The 20,343-nt window shown below is 45.1% G+C and carries 20 protein-coding genes, 1 tRNA gene, 1 pseudogene and 2 riboswitches; of the genes and pseudogenes, 18 read left to right on the plus strand and 4 right to left on the minus strand.

The window, feature by feature from the left end; genetic code table 11:
• Positions 1-108 precede the first annotated feature (108 nt).
• A tRNA-Thr gene (locus tag AC1YY3_RS09635) sits at positions 109-184 on the plus strand.
• A 159-nt stretch (positions 185-343) separates the two neighbouring features.
• On the opposite strand, the gene AC1YY3_RS09640 is transcribed toward AC1YY3_RS09635, so the two are convergent.
• Complete coding sequence (locus AC1YY3_RS09640) at positions 344-562, minus strand: hypothetical protein (protein WP_481823756.1); 219 nt, start codon at positions 560-562, stop codon at positions 344-346.
• Positions 559-744 (minus strand): hypothetical protein, encoded by a 186-nt coding sequence (locus AC1YY3_RS09645; protein WP_481823755.1) that lies wholly within the window; start codon positions 742-744, stop codon positions 559-561. The genes AC1YY3_RS09640 and AC1YY3_RS09645 overlap by 4 nt, the downstream gene beginning before the upstream one ends.
• Positions 745-1,057: 313 nt before the next feature.
• Here AC1YY3_RS09645 and AC1YY3_RS09650 point away from each other — a divergent pair, with 313 nt between their 5' ends.
• The 8 genes from AC1YY3_RS09650 to AC1YY3_RS09685 all read left to right on the plus strand — a co-directional run bounded on the left by AC1YY3_RS09650 (position 1,058) and on the right by AC1YY3_RS09685 (position 7,659).
• Positions 1,058-1,372: a BON domain-containing protein gene (locus AC1YY3_RS09650; protein ID WP_481823754.1), complete on the plus strand. Its 315-nt coding sequence runs from the start codon at positions 1,058-1,060 to the stop codon at positions 1,370-1,372.
• Positions 1,373-1,439: 67 nt separating this feature from the next.
• Entirely contained in the window at positions 1,440-1,658 is a 219-nt protein-coding gene (locus AC1YY3_RS09655) for a DUF883 domain-containing protein (protein ID WP_481823753.1), read from the plus strand.
• Between the two features lie 11 nt (positions 1,659-1,669).
• On the plus strand, positions 1,670-2,110 hold the full coding sequence (locus AC1YY3_RS09660; RefSeq protein ID WP_481823752.1) for a phage holin family protein: 441 nt from the start codon (positions 1,670-1,672) through the stop codon (positions 2,108-2,110).
• The gene (locus AC1YY3_RS09665; RefSeq protein ID WP_482194449.1) at positions 2,107-2,550 is read left to right on the plus strand and encodes a hypothetical protein; all 444 of its coding nucleotides are present in this window, start codon (positions 2,107-2,109) and stop codon (positions 2,548-2,550) included. The genes AC1YY3_RS09660 and AC1YY3_RS09665 overlap by 4 nt, the downstream gene beginning before the upstream one ends.
• A gap of 194 nt (positions 2,551-2,744) precedes the next feature.
• Positions 2,745-2,831: riboswitch (cyclic di-GMP riboswitch) on the plus strand.
• A gap of 84 nt (positions 2,832-2,915) precedes the next feature.
• Entirely contained in the window at positions 2,916-3,386 is a 471-nt protein-coding gene (locus tag AC1YY3_RS09670) for a hypothetical protein (RefSeq protein ID WP_481823750.1), read from the plus strand.
• A gap of 363 nt (positions 3,387-3,749) precedes the next feature.
• Positions 3,750-3,836, plus strand: a riboswitch (cyclic di-GMP riboswitch).
• 47 nt (positions 3,837-3,883) lie between these two features.
• Positions 3,884-4,426, plus strand: a complete 543-nt coding sequence (locus AC1YY3_RS09675; protein ID WP_481823749.1) for a VPLPA-CTERM sorting domain-containing protein — start codon at positions 3,884-3,886, stop codon at positions 4,424-4,426.
• A 681-nt stretch (positions 4,427-5,107) separates the two neighbouring features.
• Entirely contained in the window at positions 5,108-5,899 is a 792-nt protein-coding gene (locus tag AC1YY3_RS09680; protein ID WP_481823748.1) for a hypothetical protein, read from the plus strand.
• Between the two features lie 842 nt (positions 5,900-6,741).
• Positions 6,742-7,659 (plus strand): hypothetical protein, encoded by a 918-nt coding sequence (locus AC1YY3_RS09685; RefSeq protein WP_481823747.1) that lies wholly within the window; start codon positions 6,742-6,744, stop codon positions 7,657-7,659.
• A gap of 237 nt (positions 7,660-7,896) precedes the next feature.
• Here the strand turns inward: AC1YY3_RS09685 and AC1YY3_RS09690 are convergent.
• Positions 7,897-8,922 (minus strand): annotated as a pseudogene (locus tag AC1YY3_RS09690) (IS630 family transposase).
• Positions 8,923-9,108: 186 nt separating this feature from the next.
• Here AC1YY3_RS09690 and AC1YY3_RS09695 point away from each other — a divergent pair.
• From AC1YY3_RS09695 to AC1YY3_RS09725, 7 genes are all read left to right on the plus strand, one after another.
• On the plus strand, positions 9,109-9,816 hold the full coding sequence (locus tag AC1YY3_RS09695; RefSeq protein WP_481823746.1) for a LysR family transcriptional regulator substrate-binding protein: 708 nt from the start codon (positions 9,109-9,111) through the stop codon (positions 9,814-9,816).
• Between the two features lie 110 nt (positions 9,817-9,926).
• Complete coding sequence (locus AC1YY3_RS09700; protein ID WP_481823745.1) at positions 9,927-11,018, plus strand: L,D-transpeptidase family protein; 1,092 nt, start codon at positions 9,927-9,929, stop codon at positions 11,016-11,018.
• 209 nt (positions 11,019-11,227) lie between these two features.
• Positions 11,228-13,162 carry a heavy metal translocating P-type ATPase gene (locus AC1YY3_RS09705; protein WP_481823744.1) on the plus strand — a complete coding sequence of 645 codons (1,935 nt, stop codon included), beginning with the start codon at positions 11,228-11,230 and terminating at the stop codon, positions 13,160-13,162.
• Positions 13,163-13,172: 10 nt separating this feature from the next.
• Positions 13,173-13,523 (plus strand): DMT family protein, encoded by a 351-nt coding sequence (locus tag AC1YY3_RS09710; protein ID WP_481823743.1) that lies wholly within the window; start codon positions 13,173-13,175, stop codon positions 13,521-13,523.
• Positions 13,524-13,648: 125 nt separating this feature from the next.
• Positions 13,649-15,025 carry an aminodeoxychorismate synthase component I gene (gene pabB / locus AC1YY3_RS09715; protein ID WP_481823742.1) on the plus strand — a complete coding sequence of 459 codons (1,377 nt, stop codon included), beginning with the start codon at positions 13,649-13,651 and terminating at the stop codon, positions 15,023-15,025.
• Positions 15,022-15,582 (plus strand): amino acid kinase family protein, encoded by a 561-nt coding sequence (locus AC1YY3_RS09720; RefSeq protein WP_481823741.1) that lies wholly within the window; start codon positions 15,022-15,024, stop codon positions 15,580-15,582. Before pabB ends, AC1YY3_RS09720 begins: the two co-directional genes overlap by 4 nt.
• Positions 15,560-16,267 carry a DUF2959 domain-containing protein gene (locus AC1YY3_RS09725; RefSeq protein ID WP_481823740.1) on the plus strand — a complete coding sequence of 236 codons (708 nt, stop codon included), beginning with the start codon at positions 15,560-15,562 and terminating at the stop codon, positions 16,265-16,267. The genes AC1YY3_RS09720 and AC1YY3_RS09725 overlap by 23 nt, the downstream gene beginning before the upstream one ends.
• Here the strand turns inward: AC1YY3_RS09725 and AC1YY3_RS09730 are convergent.
• Positions 16,253-16,696, minus strand: a complete 444-nt coding sequence (locus AC1YY3_RS09730; RefSeq protein WP_481823739.1) for a hypothetical protein — start codon at positions 16,694-16,696, stop codon at positions 16,253-16,255. The genes AC1YY3_RS09725 and AC1YY3_RS09730 overlap by 15 nt on opposite strands.
• A 222-nt stretch (positions 16,697-16,918) precedes the next feature.
• Between AC1YY3_RS09730 and AC1YY3_RS09735 the strand changes: the two genes are divergently transcribed.
• Positions 16,919-18,652 (plus strand): GTPase, encoded by a 1,734-nt coding sequence (locus tag AC1YY3_RS09735; RefSeq protein WP_481823738.1) that lies wholly within the window; start codon positions 16,919-16,921, stop codon positions 18,650-18,652.
• Complete coding sequence (locus tag AC1YY3_RS09740; RefSeq protein ID WP_481823737.1) at positions 18,633-20,255, plus strand: GTPase; 1,623 nt, start codon at positions 18,633-18,635, stop codon at positions 20,253-20,255. The genes AC1YY3_RS09735 and AC1YY3_RS09740 overlap by 20 nt, the downstream gene beginning before the upstream one ends.
• Positions 20,256-20,343 lie beyond the last annotated feature (88 nt).

The raw sequence follows: 20,343 nt of genomic DNA on the forward strand, positions 1-20,343 counted from the left end.
AATGTATTTGTACAAAAGATTTCAGGTATTTCAATCCAAAGTTTATTTGGATAACGCATGAAATCCCAAATTATGTTTCTGGGTGTTTCCAAGTTTTTAAAATATTAAGCCGATGTAGCTCAGTTGGTAGAGCAACTGATTCGTAATCAGTAGGTCGTGGGTTCGACTCCCATCATTGGCTCCATAATTTCAATGACTTATAAAAATATAGCTTTATGCTGTAGCAATTAATAAGCACATAATAGGCAGTTGGGGTAAATCCCCGTCAAAAACAGGCTTTCACAAGACACAAAAAAGCCGCATGGTTAGCGGCTTGAATTGGCGGTCGGCCTATCCCACAGGATCAGGCTTGCTTTTGTGCTTCATGGAAGGCGTTAACGACAGCTTCAATGTCATAAATCTCTGAACGCAAAGAATCAATAATCCCATGCCATGTGCTTTTGGTGAGCGTGTCGAGTCGGTCGGCTTCGTCGCCGCGCTCGTTGTACTTGCTGTTTGCCACCTCCATATAGGTACGGGATTTCCAGTAGATCAGTGCGTAATAGCTGGCTAGGGTCGTCAAGCCAGATAAACGCGACCTAAAATAAAATCCCAATGGGTACATCGGTAGTCTTTGTGTTCGACACTGCCGACAATCATTTCTCTCGCGCCATCGTCGTTACTGGCAATGGCCTCAAACGCCAGTGCCGCTTGCTCGTGCGGCGTAAGTTTTGAGTAGAGCTTATCAATTTGAGCGACTTTCATAGGCTCACCATGTTGATAAACAGCTCAGTATATTCTGCAACGATTTCTGGGTCGGCATCATCGCCAAAGGCAATTTCGCCTTTGCAATCATCCTGCCTATATGTGTGATACCGCACAGACCAGCCTATAGCATTTTGGCTAAAGTATCTCCAAGGTTTTAGAAAACCCTGGTTTCTACGCGGCACTTAGGTCTCGGTGGATATTGCTTATCCATATTTGGTCACCTTTATTTACCTACTGATATAAGCACCTAACTGGGATTTAGTTATGAAAGCCCTTATTTTATTTTTTGTACATTATCGGAGTTTTACTCATGAAACAGTTTATTAGATTTATTTCGGCGTTTTTTATGGTTCTAACCTTATTGATTGCCGCAGGTTGCGCATCGACGCAAAAGAATGCAGGAACTGGAGAGTACTTTGACGACACCGTCATCACCACCAAAGTCAAGGCGGCCATTTTGCATGAACCCACTTTAAGCTCCGCCGAAATTAATGTTGAAACCTTCAAAGGTGAAGTTCAATTGAGCGGCTTTGTGAATTCCCGTGCCGATATTAGTAAAGCAATTGAAGTTACTCGTGCTGTCAACGGCGTAAGAATAGTCAAGAATGACATGCGTCTCAAATAGAGCAAGAACATAGAATCCAAACGCCGCAAGTGACATGCGGCTTAATTAACTAACAGGAGAATCCATCATGGAAATTGCAGATAAAGTATCTGATTTCGCACATGAAGCCGGTGATAAATTCACTAGTGCAAAAGAGGCTATTAGCGATAAAAGCGAGCAATTGTTAAATGCCGAACAGCGTTTGATGAAGAATTGCCAGCGTTACGTCCGCAGCAATCCCGTAACCTCACTGGGTATCGCGGTAGCGACCGGCTTTCTGCTAAGCCGCTTGGCTAGTGGTCGTTAGACCATAACACCATGAACCCAAACACCATTAAGACTGAGTTATCTGGGCAAACTCCAATGCACGGCGATCCAGCGAATGGATCAAGCTTGCTGGATGATGCCCGTGCTTTATGGGGTGAAGTGCGTGGACTAAGCCATGACCGCTTCCAACTCGCTGCGCTGGAAGCACAGCAAGCGGGTGTAAGCCTGGTGAACATGGTCATGGCGGGAGTGCTGGTTGCTGGTCTGCTGTGCGGTGCGTGGATGGGTCTTCTAGCCGCTACCGTATTGGGGTTGGTCGAGAATGGCGTTATGGTAAGGAGTGCCATACTGTTTGCCGTCGTTCTGAATTTGCTGCTCGCGCTGGTCTTCTGCCGTGTGATACACCGCAAGAGCCGTTATCTGCAATTTCCGGCGACCCTGCATAGCCTTCAACCCATGTCCCCAGGGCATCGGGATACGGAGAAGCCATGATGGCTATTTATACTAGAAGCCGAATTAATCCCACATCCTTGTCAGCCCAAATCAAGGATGCCGAGCAGCAAGTGCTGAATCGTAAACGGAAGATCGGTATTGACACAACTGCGCTGGTACAGAAGATGCAACAACAAATGCTTGCCCCGTCAACCTTTCTGTTAGCTGGGGGTGTTGGCTTTCTTATTGGTGAAATCACCAAGCGCAAACCTTCCAAAATACGTGACACTACAGATAAGCCACATGCTGTCGAGACATCGCCGCTGAAAACTGCGCTGAGTCTCGTAACCTCAATCCAAACTTTATATACCGCTTTGCCACTAGCCTGGATTATTAACACTTTCCAACAACCAAGTACGTCGAGTCAAACGACTAACCCGCGAACCCAGCCACTGACGGCGGCTCCCGGAACATCTGACAGTGATAGCAACTCAAGGTGAAGACTAAGCCTTATGGCAATGGGTGTACACCACTCAATGCCTACTCTATTTGCAGGCTGGATGTTAGCAGTCCGTTCTGTACGGGATGAGTAGAACTCACAACACACTAAAAATTATCAGCTAAAGCAGCTACAGCTAATTATCAATAGCGTTTGTGGTATGCGTGATTGACCTCAGGGTTGGCACGGTTCAAGGACGATAAAAGCCAAACCTATCGTAAGGCAGGGACGGAAAGCTAAGGGTCTTTAGAGAGGTTAGATGAAGATAGCCGGGTTGCGAATTAGTTATTTTATTTAACCTTAGTATTTTTTTATTTTTGGAGCGTGTTATGAAAAAAAATTAGTGTTGTTTTGGCTTTGTTGCTAATGATGGGATTTGCGAGTGGTGTCACGGCGGCAAGCTTAAATTGGGATTCTGTACCCGACGGTGCATTAACAACCTCGCCCAATACGAGGATTTCGGCCGCTTATGAGTTTGGTAGCTTTACGGGTGCATTTACGCATACATGGAACTATTCTTCTTTAGGGACTATTCCCCTCCATTCCGTTGCCCATATGATTGAGTTGTTTGATGAGCATATTTTTATTTCCAGCATCATGCTTGATGGGGTTGCTATGGAATGGGATGATCTCAACAGCCGTTGGTTTGGTTCCAGCCTCGTGAGCCTAAACCATATTCTGCAACTGAGCGGTACGGTGGATGCCCAGGGTCAAGGGTATCTGGTTCCTGCTATTGAAGCACCCATCCCTGCGGCCATCTGGCTGTTTGGTTCGGCGCTTGCGGGTTTGTTGGGAATTTCAACTCGCAAAACGGGTGCAAAAGCTTTAACCGCTTAATATTTTCAAGGTAAAAGCATATTAAAAGGGGTGCAATCGCCCCCTTTTATTAATATTGGCATTGTCGGTATTCCCTCTTAAAAATGAAGCTGAAGCGATAATTAGGCTGATAAGGTTGTCGGGTTTTCAGTATCCCAAAGAACACATAAATTAATTTCTGCATGACTGCACGGACAGTCCTTGCTAAAGAACCGTTCACACTTCTACGCTGGTTATCTATTTTGCAGGTCGAGCTATTTGCGACCTGGCTGCTAGAGATATGCGAAAACAACGCATTTACTCTAGGTGGCATCAGCTAAAGTAACAATACCGCTGATTAATATATAGAGTTTGTGAGTTTGCGTGATGAACGCACGGTTCAAAGACGATAAAAGCCATACCTGTTGTAGGCAGGGACGGAAAACTAATGGTCTTTTTGGTGATTGGAATGAAGATAGCTGGGTTGTGAATTAATTACTTTATTTAATCTTAGTAATTTTTAATCTTGGAGTTTTGCTATGAAAAAAATAAGCACTGTTTTAGCAGTTTGGCTAATGAAGGGGTTTTCAGGTGTTGCTTCTGCTGCAAGTGTATGGAACTGGGATTTAGTCCCAGATTCCCCCGAAGATCAAACTACCACAACCTTGATTGAAGATGAGGTAATCTCTGCTAACTATGGCTTTGGGGTATTCGCCGGTGGTTTTAGTCACAAATGGAGCTTCTTATCTGGGGTGGATGAAAAAATGGATTTCTATATGAATGAGTTAAGAGATGAAAACATTCTTATAACGACCATTATTTTAGATAATGTTGATATGTCATTTGATACGCTGAAGAAACGTTGGTTCGGAGGCACTTCAAGTACCGACAATCACCATATTTTTCATTTAGTTGGACTATCTACCCTAAGAGGACAAGCATACCAGTTGCAAGGCATTGAGGTTCAACAAACAGTTGTCACAACCCCCATTCCTGCGGCCATCTGGCTGTTCGGATCTGCTCTTGCTGGCTTGATGGGCGTTTCAACTCGCAGAAAGGTTTTTAAAGCTTTAACTGCTTAATTTTGTTCATAGTAAAAGCATTTTAAAAGAGAACCGAAAGTATCTGTCCTCTTTTTTTTGTTTAGCTAAAACAGCTACAACCTTTTTTGGAGTACTACCGTGAGAAACAGCATCTCTTTGCCCCATCTTTCCTTGCCTCTGCACTGTACCTTTTCGTAACGGCGTTACTCTATCTCGTGGGGCTTCAGAGTACCAGGCTGATAAAGGAAACCCGATAGACAATCGGCTCTAGCAACACTAGCGAACCACGGTTTTACTTATTAAAAGGGAACATTGTCCCCTTTTAATATTGGCGTTGTCGGGGTATACCCTCAGTCAAACTGTACCATTACGATAATGTCCTGAAACCAGTGATTTCATCCGCTTTTTTCAACCCTCGATTTATCCATAGAGTATCAGGAATGGTATCTAATTATCTCTCTGGTCGTAACAAACATCTTAAGGGTATCTCTAAAAATTCAAAAAGCTCCTTCTCCCTGGGGGAAAGTTAGTATTAGTATTTTAAAATCAAGTATTTACAACAATTACCTAGCTCTCTCTTAGAGGTAGAGGGGGTTTTTAGAGATCCCTTTTACGCAAACATATTGTGTCTTGTGTGTTAATAAACTACCATTCGTAGACTAGCACCTTACCGGAATCGTTTGAGGCCAATCTTATGATACTGAAACAAAACCTATTCAGATGAAATTTGATTGCCATCTGACGATGGTTCTACACATGATTACCCTGCGCTCAATTTTTTTATTCAGTGTGCTATTTTGCGTGGTGCTACCGCCCTGTGTCGTAGCTATGCCAAACACGCATATTTATGTAATTGTGTCCCTCGTGGACAACGTATCACAAGGCATCGAGCCTGTTCCTGCGAAAATTGGTGATGGTAATAATCCGAGCAGCAATCTCTATTGGGGCGCGGCTTATGGCGTGAAAACCTTTTTGAGCAAAGCGAACGGCTGGCGGAAGTTGGGGTGTGAAAAAGATATTAACGATACTATTTTAGAACGTTGTCAATTTGCCTGGAAGGACGATCTCACGGTTACCGCCGATGCTTATCGAGGCAACCGGATTGACCAGGCGATGCTTGACTTTATGCAACAAGCAGCTTCTCCACCGAATGCTACAAAGCGTGAAATGGTGGTTTTCATTGGTCATGATGGATTGATGGACATCCAAAACCAACCCATCATTGAACGCTTTCCAAAACACGCCAGGCATGATAAACAAGCGGTTGTCCTGGCTTGCATGAGTGAGGAGTATTTCTCAGCGCATTTGCTTGCTGCAGGTTCCAAACCGGTCGTAACCACCTATAGCTTTATGGCACCAGAAGCCTATGTGTTGGAAGCGATTGCACGAGGTTTTGCAAACCAGGCGAGTGAAGCGGAATTACGTAGTTCTGCCGGCATCGCTTACGCCAAATACCAACGTATCTCAGCCAAAGCGGGCAAGTCTGTTTTTGGCGCAAAAAATTCAAACTAGTGTAAGTCCTTAACACATCTTCAGCGTTGTCTACCTTAGCCAAGATAGCCTCTAGTTTTTCCGTCCAATGAAAAGATTTAGGGTGGTGTGCAGTGGTCAAAATTATCCTAAATTGCACACCCAGGTGCTTCTAATCCATTTCCACAATTTTTCCCTTAATATGTCTGTGCTGGGAATCTGTTCCCGATGTTAACTTGCAGCTTTAATTTGGGAAGGCCCTTTTTGTAAGTTGCGTTCAAATCATTCATCTTTGAAGAATTCTTCTATTCAGGTTTTGTTGCCGTTTGTTTAGGACAAAATTGTGTACGCTAACGAACAGACATATCCTTAATAATTCCTTATGATTGGGGCAAGTTTTATTTATTGGCTCTAAATTTAGAAGTTCTATTTGGAGTTTATTTAAGTATAAAAAATGGCTCAAACTCAGACATAACGCTATTAAGGATAAATCCTGAAACAACATTATCAGTACGCGGTGTAAGTTTTCGATTATGAAACCAAGAGGTATCACTTACAGATAAGTCGATAGTTGTTATGAATATTTTTGGCTACAAAGCTACAGGACAACATGCAGGAAGTATGTTGCAAGGTCTTGTCGTTCAGGTGGTCTTCGCTATTAATTTCGCAGGGTTGAAAAGCTAATAAATTCACTTTATTGATGGAGTTGTACTTTTATGATTATCAAAGGATTTCGGATTTTAGCTTCTATATTCCTAATGGGAGTTTATGCAACCAACGCTCACAGCGAAGAACAATCAGTCAAGCCGTGCTTGCCATATTCTGTGAAATTGAGCGATTTAAGGTTACAGCAGCCACCAAGGCATGTGCTTCTTGTACCCTTGTTGAAAGGGGAAGAGGATATCAATGAGAACCCAAGGTGGCCTGAAAAACCTGCCCGAGACTTAGCCGCTTTTTACCGTAACCGGTTTCATGCGACCGTTAGCCAACTCCGAGATGTTTGGCAGTGGACAGATTATTACCGGCAAGTCGAGCAGTTAGTGCAGCAAGAGGCTTCTTTCGACCGGATTATTTTTATCAGTCATGGCGGTTATGACGGGCCAGTGCTTAAGAAAGCCGTGTATATGCAAGACCATAAGATCACGGGTAGCACAGGCAAATTACTTCTGCTTTCCGAGGCACAGCCAGGGCTAAACAATGAGCTGTCCCTTACTTACGATACAGAAAAGAACCGCTTATTTAGTGATTATATGGCCTCGCACTGGCAGGACTTGGCTTTGATGGAATTCGATGCTATTTGGCAGCAGCTTACGGGTTATGAAAAACAAATCCAGCCGCTGGATAATAGTTGTTATCAACGTTATTGTTCGACAGAAAAACTTTCTTCATGGCAACCCCAACAACGTGAATACCAACAGCATCTTTGCGAGCTTATTTGTAGAAAATCGCTGTTCGACATCAAGAAATCTGTTACGTTATCTCCTGAACGATTTTTTCTTTTCACAACCTCCCTGAAATCGCTTTTACCAGCAGACGGTTTGATTTTTTTCGGTGCTTGTAATCCAGGTAGCGTTGCTCCTAGTAAGGTTGTACTGAAAGATGAAACTGAGTTATTAATCAATTCGACGCTAGCAGGGGGTACTCACATGAGCTACGTCCATTTGGTAAGCGAAGCAAGTGGGCATATAACTTCAGGTCCAGTGGGCGATAGCAGCGGCGAAGATGTTGTAAAACGAATTATCCAGTTTGAATCCAATCGTACTCAACACCGTTTATGCATTGTCGTACCTCCGGCTATGTAACCTGCAACCTGTTGACAAATTGGTTATGAATTAATCGGCTATGAACTATAGCCATGCAATGTATTGTTAGCATTTATACATGACTAACCACAGAATTTTTAGGCTTGCTCGAATAATCAAAAGGAATTGCCCTGTAATAACTGCCTTCAACATAGTCGAATCTTGAATGACGGGCGAGCAAATCGGTTTTTCTGTCGTCTACATGTTGTAGGATAGTTTGGCTATTTGCTAAAACAGCTAGTATAACGTCCTTAACATATCTTTAGCTTTGCCTACTTTAGCCAAGAGCGTCTCTGGCTTGGCTGTCCAATGGTAAGGTTTAGGGTCGCTGTTGCGGTGGTCGAGGTACTCCTGGATCGCCGTTTTGAGGTCGTCGACGCTGTGGAACGCCCCGCGCCGGATGCGCTCTACCGTGATGTCTCGGAAGAATCGCTCGACCAGGTTGACCCAAGAGGCCGAGGTCGGCGTGAAGTGCAGGTGGAACCTTGGATGCCGAGCCAGCCAGTCCTTTACCTTGGCATGCTTGTGGGTCGCATAGTTGTCGACGATCAAATGCAATGCCAAGGTCTTGTCGATCCGCCGGTCAAGTGTCTTTAGGAACTTGAGGAACTCGTCGTACCCAAAGGGCATAAATGGCGATGCCTGGGCTGGCACTGACCAATCACCGCCCTCGTCTGCACGTCGAGTGCGGCAAACAAGGTGGTGGTGCCGTGGCGCTTGTAATCGTGGGCATCGTCCCGCATTTCCCGGGCTTCATCGGCAGTCCGGGCTGGCTACGGTTCAGCGCCTGGATTTGGCTTTTTTCGTCGACCGAAAACACGATGGCCTTCTCCGGCGGGTCAGGTACAGACCCACGACATCGCGCAGCTTTTCGGCGAACAGCGGGTCGTTCGACACCTTGAAGCCTTTCACTTGATGGGGTTTCAGCGGGTGTTCCCGCCAGATGCCATGCACCGCCATCCGCGAAATGCCCACTTGCTCCGCCATTGTCCGGCAGCTCCAGTGCGTGGCGGCAACCGGTTTGCCGATCAGCGTCAAGGCCAGGACTTCCTCAGTTGATAAAGGAGGTATCCGGGACGGGCGGGTCTTGCCTTTCTTGAGTCCTTCAACACCGCTTTCAAGATAGCGGTTTCGCCACTTGTTCAAGGTCGGGTTGCTTATGTCCAACGTTGCTATAATGGCCTTCGTTGACAAGTCGTCGGCGGTCATCAGTACCATTCTTGCGCGTAGCCTTCGTTTATCCCCAACGGTTCGGCTCTTCACCTACCGCTCCAGTATTGTCCGGTCACGCTTCAGTCAGCGTAATTTTCATTGGTGTTCTCATGAACACCAATTTTATCATAACTTAATGTTTGTTGGGGACGTTACACTAGAATGCTTTTTTTTAGATAGTCTTAAACAAAAAACCCGCTTAACAGCGGGGTTTTTTTGTCTACTGCTAAGTTCGGAATGAAAATACTGGCTACCGTCCTTCTAATAGTTGCCGTGTGCTTATGTACGGTAACGCACAGACAATATCCGAACTTGTCGTTTCGCTTTACTCAGCTGAATAATATTCCATTGAGGATTGGCTTGATGTCAACCATAGGCGCACAACGGTTAAGCCCAATTTTTGCCCATTATCAGCAGGAATTCCCCAATATTGAATTTGAATTGATTGTTGAAAGCGAAGCAGAATTATTGCAACAACTAGAGTCAGATTTGCTGGATTTGGTGATTAGCACCCCCGCGCAATTGCTGGCATCGCCGTATCAATCGATGCTGCTCTATACTGAACGCTATGTGGTTGCTTTCAACAGTAAGCACCGTTTTAATCAACTGGCGAAAATTGACCTGAAAGAAATCCAGTCAGAACCTTATCTGGATCGATTAAACTGTGAATTAAGGGACAAACTACGGGTTATTTGCCAGGACGAGGAAATCAACCTCTACGCCGCCTACCGTAGCAACAGCGAAGACTGGATTGTTAACCTAGTGCGTACTGGTATGGGGGTGGCGCTGATGCCTGAGTACACTTTGCCATTAAACGCTGGCGATGTGCAAAGTCGCTACCTGTGTAATCCAGAGATTAGTCGCCAGATTTATGCCATTTATTACCCGCACAGCCAAAAAAAGGGTGAAATTAAGACCTTGCTCACAAATTTAAGCCATGCTTAATCATGGTGTATATTGCAGCATAGAACCATGTTAAGATATAGCCGATATTGAAAGAAAGAACCTGATGATTATCAAAGGGTAACGCAGATTATTAACATCACCATTTAATTATGACTCGCTTATACACATTTCCTCAGAACACGAACTTAAGTAAAACTCTTGGGCGTTTGATTGTTTCGGTCGCACTGATTTTTAGCAGTGCTTATGCCAGTGCAACCACCTATCAATTGCCTGGAACACCAGGTGATACCGTTCTTGAGCAATTCCCAAGCGGGGATGCCACGGCAACGGTAGTGGCAGATGAGACACTGCTAGATATGGCTTTACGTTACACCTTAGGGCAAACAGAAATCATCAAACTTAATCCCAAGATAGATAGATGGTTGATTAAGAAAGGTCAAGTTGTGCGCCTGCCTAATCGCCGTGTGTTGCCAGATACCCCGCATAACGGCATTACCCTGAATATTTCTGAATTCCGTATGTATTATTACCCACCTGGACGAGGCGGCGAAGTGATGTCGTTTGCACACGGGATAGGTCGGCAAGACTGGAAAACACCGTTAGGTAAAACCTCAGTTATCCGAAAAGTCAAAGATCCTGCTTGGCATCCACCTGAATCCATCAGGCGCGAACATGCCGCAAATGGTGATCCTCTGCCAGTTATAGTACCGCCAGGTCCGCATAATCCTTTAGGAACGCGTGCGTTATACCTTAACCTGCCGGGTGAATACCGTATTCATGGTACAGATGTCGATAAAATTTATGGTATCGGTATGCAAATCACCCACGGCTGTGTACGGATGTACCCAGAAGATGTTGAAACCTTATATGATGTCGTGCCAGTAGGGACCGCCGTCTACATGGTTAAACAACCGATTAAAGTAGGTTGGCTGGATAATGTGTTGTATGTAGAAGCGCATCCTGATCTGGAAGGCGAAGAAATGAGCCAAGCTGATCGCTATGCGGTGGCTTTAAGGCTTATTCAGAAGGCGACGAAAGAAGAAATGCCGGAATTCGACCAAAAAGCTTTGAATCAGGCGTTGAAGGATTTGGACGGTGAACCCGTTGCAGTTTATGAGCGCGTTCCCATGATGGAGCCACAAGAAGCTGCACCTGCACCTAATCAAAAGGATGTGTTCCCCGATGCTAATCCTGCTCCGGCTGGACAAGGTTCTTCCGGTGGCTATTATCATGGAACATAGATACCGTAAGGGCAGGTCTTGTGTCTGCCTATCGGTTGAATCCTACTGAATTCAAATATCCACAGGGTGTCTAGGGCAACTACAAGAGTTGCCCTACCGAGAATCAACAACCCCCGCTATAGCAAACACCTAGGCACAGGTACAATTCCCACCTTAAAAGCGGAACAAAGCTATCAACCTAGTCAAAAAATACGCTGAATTTAACAATCATGTCCCAAACCACGCAAACAAGTACTGAAAAATTTATCCTTGTATTTAGTTTGCTGGGTATTTGCGTGTACCTGGTTTTGCGCTATGGCTTAAAGATAGAAGACGAAATCTATACGGTATCGCTCAATGCTGTGTTGACTTCTGCGGTTGCCAATCTCTATCAAGGACAGCTTAGTTTTCCGGTTTCCTTGGTGCAATCACCCTTGTACCTTGTCCTTATTCTGGGAGGTATTCCCCTGGTTTTTCAGATTATCAAGAAATTCCTGCTAGGAGATTTTGGTGCTGACCTGCTCGCTGGCATATCCATTGTCACTTCCGTGTTGCTGGGCGAAAATCTGGCTGGTAGTTTAGTTATATTAATGCTTGCCAGTGGCGTGGTGCTGGAAACTTACGCCGTAAGAAAGGCTTCATCGGTATTGGAAGCATTGGCTAAACGGATGCCGTCCATCGCCCATAGGCAAGCTGATGAGAGCGTTTTGGATATTCCTACCGAGCAAGTCAATATTGGCGATACTTTATTAGTACTCCCGCATGAGCTTTGCCCTGTTGATGGCACGGTGCTGGAGGGTGTAGGTTCGATGGATGAATCCTATCTGACCGGTGAGCCTTATCTGATGGAAAAAACCAGCGGTTCGCAAGTGATGTCGGGTGCAATCAACGGCGATTCGGCTTTGACCATCCGTGCCGACAAGCTGGTCATCGATTCGCGCTATGCCAAAATTACCGAAGTCATGCGTGCTTCTGAACAGCATCGTCCGCAATTAAGAAGGCTTGGCGATCAGCTTGGCGCGTTATACACGCCGTTGGCCTTGCTAATTGCCATTGCCAGTTGGTGGTATTACGGGGATGTCGTCCGGTTTTTGGCGGTGCTGGTAATTGCCACCCCTTGCCCTTTATTGATAGGCATCCCAGTCGTGATTATCAGTTCTATCTCCTTGGCGGCGAAGCGCGAAATTATCATCAAAAACCCCGCCATCCTGGAAACCATCGGTCAGTGTACGACGGCGATTTTCGATAAAACCGGCACGCTTACATACGGTCGTCCGTCATTGACTAAGTTGATTCCTAGTAGCGGACATAATGAAGAAGTCGTGCTGACCTTAATCGGCAGTCTGGAACGCTATTCAAGGCATCCGCTATCAACATCTATAGTCAAAGCGGCGGAAAAAGCCGGTTTGCCTGTGCTGGCCGTAAGTAATATCAAGGAGTTGGCGGGCGAAGGTGTAATTGGTGATGTGGACGGGAAAAAAGTTCAAGTGACCAGTCGCAAAAAAATACTGGAACACCAGCCCGATGTTGCCAGCTTATTGCCGCCCGTCAGCGGTGGTTTGGAATGTGTCGTGTTGATTGACGGTGATTATGCCGCGCTGTTGCAATTCAGGGATGAAGTCCGTACGGATAGTTCATCGTTTATTAACCATTTGAAGCCTAACCATGCCTTCGGAAAGGTAATGATCGTTTCGGGCGACAGGGAATCGGAAGTGCGCTATCTGGCAGAGGAAGTCGGCATCAAGCATGTATTTTTTAGCCAAAGCCCTGAGCAAAAGTTGGAAATTGTCCGCACCGAAACCAAAGCTGCAAAAACCGTCTACCTAGGCGACGGCATTAACGATGCACCTGCGCTGACCGCCGCAACCATTGGTATCGCCTTCGGGCAGAACAGTGACATCACCGGAGAATCCGCCGATGCGGTCATCATGGACAGCTCACTGATAAAAGTTGATGAGCTGTTTCATATCGGCGAACGGATGCGTAAAATCGCCCTACAAAGCGCAATAGGCGGTATGGCCTTAAGCCTCGTCGGGATGGGTTTTGCCGGATTGGGCTATTTGTCGCCTGTCGCTGGTGCGATTACGCAGGAAGTGATTGATGTGATTGCCATTTTAAATGCGTTTAGGGCGGCGATTCCGCCGAAAACATTGTCGGACTTTTAGCAAGCTATCGATGAGAAACCCCATATTAATCAGCATTTCCCTGTTACTATGCAGCAACGTATTCATGACATTTGCTTGGTACGCGCACTTAAAAGAACTGCACAGCAAGCCTTGGGTAATTGCCGCGTTAGTCAGTTGGGGCATCGCCTTATTTGAATACCTGTTACAAGTTCCCGCTAATCGTATTGGTTATACAGTGCTGAGTGTAGGCCAATTGAAAGTGATGCAGGAGGTGATTACTTTGTCTGTTTTTGTGCCGTTTTCAGTTTTTTACCTACGTGAACCGTTAAAACTGGATTATTTATGGGCGGGTTTGTGTTTGTTATCGGCTGTGTATTTTATGTTTAGGGGGAAAATGTAGTTTGGGATGGTGTGGCTAGTTGCTTATTTGCTCTAAATCTTATTGCATCAACACCCTCTGCTTGTGTCATCATAGATATGTCCGAATTGTCGAATTACCTTTCCGTATCAGCCACAATCTAAACAGTGTCAAGCAAGCAATTAATCTCCCCCCTACCTTATTTTGCTGATAGTGCAGTCTTATTTTCTGCTATTGCAGACCAGCCTTGGGCGGTATTTCTCGATAGCGGTTATCCGTACAGTGATCAGGGTCGATACGACATTATCGCCGCAGAGCCTGTCACTACTTTGGTCACGCAGGGCGAAATCACCCAGATCAACCGAAACGGTGCGTTGATAGATTCCAGTGATGATCCGTTCGATCTGGTAAAGGCAGAATTAGTCGCAAATCCATTTGAAGGTTTTAAAGATTTCCCTTTTAATGGTGGGGCTATCGGTTATTTTTCTTATGATTTGGCGCGTCGGCTGGAAAAGTTACCTGTCATTGCAGACGATGCCGAACATATTCCTGAAATGGCGGTTGGCATTTATAACTGGGCAGTGGTGGTCGATCATCATCAACGTCAAAGCTTTTTGGTCGGACAAGGCTGTAATGAAGATCATTGGCAGTCACTTATCAGCTTATTTAGTACGTTACCAACTAAAGATCAAACCAAACAATTCAAGGTCACTAGCGAGGTCAAATCTAACATGGATAAGGTCAGTTACAGCCGCGCGTTCGATAAGATCAAACATTACCTCAAAGAAGGCGATTGTTATCAGGTCAACCTAAGTCAGCGTTTTGTCGCTGGTTGTGAAGGGTATCCCTGGTCGGCTTACCAACAGTTACGGGAAATGAATGCCGCGCCGTTCAGTGCATTCTTGAATTTTCCTGAAGTGCAAATCTTAAGTTCATCGCCAGAGCGGTTCTTAAAACTCGAAAATGGTCGTGTTGAAACCAAGCCCATTAAGGGTACACGACCTAGAAAAGCTTATCCGGCATCCGACTGGCTGCAAATCGACCAACTCCGATACAGCCCTAAAGACCGGGCGGAGAACTTGATGATTGTCGATTTGCTGCGTAACGACTTGAGCAAAACTTGCAAAACAGGTTCGGTAAAAGTTCCGGCTTTATTTGCGGTGGAAAGTTATACCACTGTGCATCATCTGGTCAGCACTGTGACCGGTATTTTGGCTGACGGTCAACATGCGCTGGATTTGTTGAAAAGCTGTTTTCCGGGCGGTTCGATCACTGGTGCACCAAAAATACGCGCAATGGAAGTGATTGAAGAGCTGGAACTTAATCGACGCGGTGTCTATTGCGGTGCTATCGGTTACATGGGGTTCGATGGCAATATGGACAGCAATATTGCTATTCGTACCTTGGTACATTCCAATGGATCTATACGATTTTGGGCGGGTGGCGGGATTGTCAACGATTCCGATGTCGAAGAAGAATATCAGGAGTGCTTTGATAAAGCGGCGGCGTTGTTGAAGTTGTTGAATAAGTTACGGGTTGAATGATTGTTATCAAGCTGGGAGGCAGCTTGGCAACATCAGGCAAGTTGCAGCAGTGTCTGGACAAGATTGACAAAGATTACCAGCGCAGGGCAGTGGTCATTGTGCCTGGCGGTGGTGTGTTTGCTGACCAAGTTAGGCAAGTCCAGAAGCAATGGCAATTTGATGACAGAACCGCACACCTTATGGCAATCCATGCCATGCAGCAAATGGCTTTGTTGTTCAAGGCACTAAAACCGCATTTTATGATCGCCGCTTCAGTAAACCAAATAAGCAACCAAATCAATCAGCAAGGAGTTTTTATTTGGTCGCCTGATGTTACGGAACTTGATAGTGCGGGAATTCCGTCATCCTGGGATATTACCTCAGACAGCTTGTCAGCATGGTTGGCTAAAACACTGGGTGCTGATGAGCTTATCGTGGTCAAATCTGTTAATATTAACCCTGATTTTGATGTGCTGAAACTAATGCAGCAGCAGATTGTCGATGCTTCGTTCCATAAATTTACCCAACAAACGTTATTCAAACTAAATATCGTTAATGCAGAAGAATTCATATCCTAGTTCAGTAAAAATACCTTCAAAAGGGCTAAAAAAGACTACTTTCTGGTTTTTCCGTAAGATTTTCTCCAAACTGTTCAGGAATTTTTACTATAGCGCACGGGAATCCATCGGCGAACACAAGCGCGATATTGTGGTATATCAAGTGGAACAGGCGTGTACCAGCCTGCAAGAAACTCGCAATGAATTTGAAGATGCACTGGGGAAATTTAGGTCGTTAGTCAACATCAATGAATCGACTTTAGAGCAAAAATACAATCTACTAAACCGGCAATATCAATTTTGCCGAGCAAAATCCGATTCTGTCAGCGACCGGATACGGGCAATTGAGGAAGTCAGCCACGCTTTGTTTGCGGAATGGGAAAGTGAGTTGAATGAATATTCTAATCGTACCTTGCGTAACAACAGCAAACAGCAGCTTAAAGAAGCGAAACAGAACTACGTTCGGCTGATTAAGACCATGCGTTTGGCTGAAACTCGCATTCAGCCAGTGCTATTATCGTTTAAAGATCAGGTGCTGTATCTTAAGCACAACCTTAATGCCCGTGCCATTTCCGCCTTGCAACACGAATTTATTGAGATAGGCATTGATATTTCCCAATTAATCCATGCAATGGAGCTGACTATTTTGGAAGCCAGCCAGTTTGTTTCATTATTATCCAACCAGAAAACCTTACTTATCAGGTGATCTCATATCGTATAGGATTGTGCCATTTTTCTTAGTATCTTCCCTTTTTGTGCTACCGGGTTTTTTTTCCTGATCGATTCTTTCCTTATCAAACTGGGCAATCATTTGTTCCCAGCTATTGTATTTCTCGTAACCTTTAAATCCGCTAGCTTTGCGTTGTTGATAAACTTCTTTCGCCATATCAATAATTTCCCAAGGATCTTTGCCGTCAACGGTATCTAGGAACTCATCGTCGGACTTTTTAGAATCACGTATCGTCCAGAACGAGACTTCAAACTCAATTCTGTTATCGGGCGGCAGTTTTTCTTTGATTATCTTGATGGAGCGATAAGCAGTTCTTGTGGTATGTCCGTTAACTGACTGGGCTTTACCGCAAGCAGTCAGTGCTAAACATAAGATAATAAGAAAAAGCAGGGGGTTTCGTTTCATAGTGTGGCCTCGTGTAATGGTTCTGTCCATGATTAGGGTATTCATGGTTATTATTACTGTATATTATATGACGCTATGTACCGTGTTTTGTTTTATCAGAACAGCCACTACCCAAGCGGTGTTCTGGTGCAATCAAGCTGCTGTTAATACGGTCTTGCGTATAACACTAAATCGCTAAATCGACTAAAATGTAGGTCAATTATAAACTTAAGCAAAAGCCTTATGCTGGAATTTATACAATTACTAAAACAGCGATACCAGTCAGTATTAAGCCAACAGCGTGATGAGTCAAATAATTCCATCTATCAACAGCGTATAGATGATTTGATTCTGGCGGAAGCATTTCTGCGGAAAGGTCAGATGCTAACGAGTACACCGGATTATCCCTTGCAGATTGCCGTCGTAGGGCCAACGCAAGCGGGTAAAAGCTCGTTAGTGAATGCCTTGCTGAATAGCAGTGTCGCCAGCGTAAGTCCGTTAGCGGGTTATACCATGCACCCGCAAGGTTTTTGTGACGGTGTAAACCTTGCGGCTTGTAGCGGATTGCAATGGTATTTCGGTCGCTTTCAACAAATGCAGCAAAGCCAGTTACCTAAAGATAGGCATGATTGCTATTCCTTGGCCGAAAATACCACCGATTCCGCGTTTTTGCCCAAAGGCGTGCTGTGGGATACGCCAGATTTTGATTCCATCGATTCGGCGAGTTACCGCGAAGGGGTTATCCGAACAGTGGCACTGGCGGATTTGGTGATATTAGTCGTCAGTAAAGAGAAGTACGCCGACCAATCGGTTTGGGACATTATGGCGGATATTGAAGTCATGCAGCAGCCGACTATTATCTGCTTGAATAAGCTGAGTGAGGGTTCAGAAAGCTTATTAATCAATTCCTTAAAAGATAAGTGGCAGCAAGTCAGGAAGGATGGATTTCCTGAAGTTGTGCCTTTATATTACCAAAAACAAAGCGGTAAACCCCAATGGCCTGATAAGCAGCAATTGCAACGCTCGGCTGGGCAGGTTAACCGCAAAATTCAACCTCGATTAGAGCAAGAACTATTGCAAAAGCACTGGCAAGCTTGGCTAGATCCTGTGCTTGCCGAGCATTCATCACTAAAAGATTGGTACGGCTTGGTCGATCAAGTCATCCAGCAAGGCTTGGATAGCTATCAGCGCGATTACCTCAACCATCCGCATCATTACGAAACTTTCCAACTTGCCCTTGCTGAGTTGTTGAATGTACTGGAAATTCCCGGTTTAGCTGGAATTTTAGCGAATACGCGCCGATTACTCACTTGGCCTGTCAGAAAAATGATGAGCATCGGCAAAAAACGCCTACATATCGCCGATAGCAGCCAGGAAATCACCCTGCTCAATCAAATCGCCGAACATGTCCTCATTCAAATGGCGGATAAGTTGTTAAACCAAGCCGAACAAAATCGGCAAAGCCAATGGTGGAAGGAATTTAGCAGTTTGCTACGTACGCAACGGTCTGAAATTCTTAGTGATTTTAGCACTGCCGCACAGCGTTATCATCTGGCATTTCAGGAAGAAGTCGAAAATACAGCTAACCAGCTCTACCATAAATTACAAGAACAACCGGTCATCCTCAATAGCTTACGGGCAACTAGGGTCACTGCCGATGCCGCCGTTATCGCATTGGCATTGCATACCGGCGGCATTGGTATGCACGATTTGATTATTGCGCCAGCCATGTTGACTGTCACTTCGTTATTGGCGGAAAGTGCAGTAGGCAGTTACATGGGGCGGGTGGAAAAAGAACTAAAACAACGCCAATTGGCGGCGGTCAAACAAGCTTTATTTACTGACAGCATGAAGAAAAAGCTGCTGGAATTGTCCGGTCAATTGTCCTCGGTCACTTATTTTAACATTTCACCTGAGCAGCTACAGCAAGCAGAATCACAACTCACAGAAAAACGTCATGGCTTACGATTACTCTGAACTTGTAGAAAAAACCAAGCGTTGGGCTGAACAAGCCTTATCAGCCGGATGGATAAACACCGAAACCGCGCAAACTTTATCCGATTTTGATGCCAGAACGCCGGAAGCTTTGTTCAACCATAACGGCTCAAGACCGCTCATCGTTGCCTTTATGGGCGGTACCGGTGTGGGCAAAAGTTCATTGCTGAACCGTCTGGCAGGCAAAGCAATTGCCAAAGCAGGCATAGAAAGACCGACTTCACGTGAAGTAACGCTTTACCACCATAAAGATATTGCAATCAATCACTTGCCGGAAAAATTGCCTATCGAAAAGATACGTATTGCCCAGCATGAGGATGAGACCAAAAAAAATATCGTCTGGATCGATATGCCTGATTTCGATAGCACCGAGCAAAGCAACAAAGCACTGGTGTTTGAGTGGTTACCACATATTGACGTATTGATTTACGTCGTCAGCCCAGAACGTTATCGTGATGAAAAAGCTTGGCGATTGTTGATGTCAGAAGGCAACCGCCATGCCTGGTTGTTTGTGCTAAACCAATGGGACAGAGGTCAACAAGCGCAATACGAAGATTTCAAGCAACAATTAGGAAAAGCAGGCTTTGTAGAGCCAATCATCTTCAAAACCGTGTGCGGCGAAAGCACTTATCCTGATGAGTTTGCCGATTTGCAATCAACCATTTTGTCCTTGTCAAACAAGCATGTGGTTGCAGAACTGGAACAACGTGGAACGCAGGTTCGCAAAGATGAGCTAAAGCAAAAGCTCCAAAACAGTCTTCAAAAACTGGGATCACATCCCGCATTCAAAAAAGCAGAAACGCTTTGGGAAGCGCAATGGCAAACAACTTCTGACCAATTACAGCAAGGTTTTGTTTGGCCTATCCAGAAACTCGCCGCTTATTATGCTGACCATGCGGCGGATTTAATCGGCAATCCCTCGACTAATTCTGCTCAATCTGATTCGACGGTGAATACCTTATGGGACGACTGGGCGCAAGCGCGGTTTGGGGACGCGCTGGATGAGTTCGTCGTCAAAGTCGATGAATTGGGTTTGCCCGTTGCTCCACTAAAAAACCAATTGGCTTTGCTAAGAGCCAAAGCACCCAAAATCGTCCAAGCTCAAAGCGAATTGCACGTAAGACAGGCGTTAGCCTATCCCGGCAATGTGCTGCATCGAGGATTTTTGAAGTTCGTCCGGTTCTGTGAAATAGTCCTGCCCTTAGCCGCGATAGCTTGGGTGGGTTATCAAGTATTTGTCGGTTACTACGATAGCAACGCCACTCACGACCACTATCTCGGTATAGATTTCGCCATCCATAGCAGCTTGTTAATCCTCATAAGCTGGTTAATCCCCTGGTTTATCCTAAAAAAACTGAAGCCGTCGCTGGAAAAAAGCGCATTAAGAGGACTCAACAAAGGCTTGGAAAATGCTATAAACATGATCGATGGTGAAGTGTTAAATATAGTTGAAACCGTTACTCAACAACACACGGTGCAATTGAAGCAAATTACCGAGATAACTGAACAATGCAGTGCAGGTGAAGGTTATAAGCCGGAGAAAACAGGCAGCGATAATCCGCTGACACGGATGTTGATAAATTAAAATTAGGCACAAGGTACAAGGTACAAGGTACAAGGTACAAGGTACAAGGTACAAGGTACAAGGTACAAGGTACAAGGTACAAGGTACA

The sequence above is a fragment of the Methyloglobulus sp. genome (genome assembly GCF_964779595.1).

Coding starts and splice junctions, on each gene's coding strand:
- AC1YY3_RS09645 (WP_481823755.1), bottom strand. CDS start 744: ATGAAAGTCGCTCAAATTGATAAGCTCTACTCAAAACTTACGCCGCAC.
- AC1YY3_RS09650 (WP_481823754.1), top strand. CDS start 1,058: ATGAAACAGTTTATTAGATTTATTTCGGCGTTTTTTATGGTTCTAACC.
- AC1YY3_RS09655 (WP_481823753.1), top strand. CDS start 1,440: ATGGAAATTGCAGATAAAGTATCTGATTTCGCACATGAAGCCGGTGAT.
- AC1YY3_RS09660 (WP_481823752.1), top strand. CDS start 1,670: ATGAACCCAAACACCATTAAGACTGAGTTATCTGGGCAAACTCCAATG.
- AC1YY3_RS09665 (WP_482194449.1), top strand. CDS start 2,107: ATGATGGCTATTTATACTAGAAGCCGAATTAATCCCACATCCTTGTCA.
- AC1YY3_RS09670 (WP_481823750.1), top strand. CDS start 2,916: ATGATGGGATTTGCGAGTGGTGTCACGGCGGCAAGCTTAAATTGGGAT.
- AC1YY3_RS09675 (WP_481823749.1), top strand. CDS start 3,884: ATGAAAAAAATAAGCACTGTTTTAGCAGTTTGGCTAATGAAGGGGTTT.
- AC1YY3_RS09680 (WP_481823748.1), top strand. CDS start 5,108: ATGAAATTTGATTGCCATCTGACGATGGTTCTACACATGATTACCCTG.
- AC1YY3_RS09695 (WP_481823746.1), top strand. CDS start 9,109: ATGAAAATACTGGCTACCGTCCTTCTAATAGTTGCCGTGTGCTTATGT.
- AC1YY3_RS09700 (WP_481823745.1), top strand. CDS start 9,927: ATGACTCGCTTATACACATTTCCTCAGAACACGAACTTAAGTAAAACT.
- AC1YY3_RS09705 (WP_481823744.1), top strand. CDS start 11,228: ATGTCCCAAACCACGCAAACAAGTACTGAAAAATTTATCCTTGTATTT.
- AC1YY3_RS09710 (WP_481823743.1), top strand. CDS start 13,173: ATGAGAAACCCCATATTAATCAGCATTTCCCTGTTACTATGCAGCAAC.
- AC1YY3_RS09720 (WP_481823741.1), top strand. CDS start 15,022: ATGATTGTTATCAAGCTGGGAGGCAGCTTGGCAACATCAGGCAAGTTG.
- AC1YY3_RS09725 (WP_481823740.1), top strand. CDS start 15,560: ATGCAGAAGAATTCATATCCTAGTTCAGTAAAAATACCTTCAAAAGGG.
- AC1YY3_RS09730 (WP_481823739.1), bottom strand. CDS start 16,696: ATGAAACGAAACCCCCTGCTTTTTCTTATTATCTTATGTTTAGCACTG.
- AC1YY3_RS09735 (WP_481823738.1), top strand. CDS start 16,919: ATGCTGGAATTTATACAATTACTAAAACAGCGATACCAGTCAGTATTA.
- AC1YY3_RS09740 (WP_481823737.1), top strand. CDS start 18,633: ATGGCTTACGATTACTCTGAACTTGTAGAAAAAACCAAGCGTTGGGCT.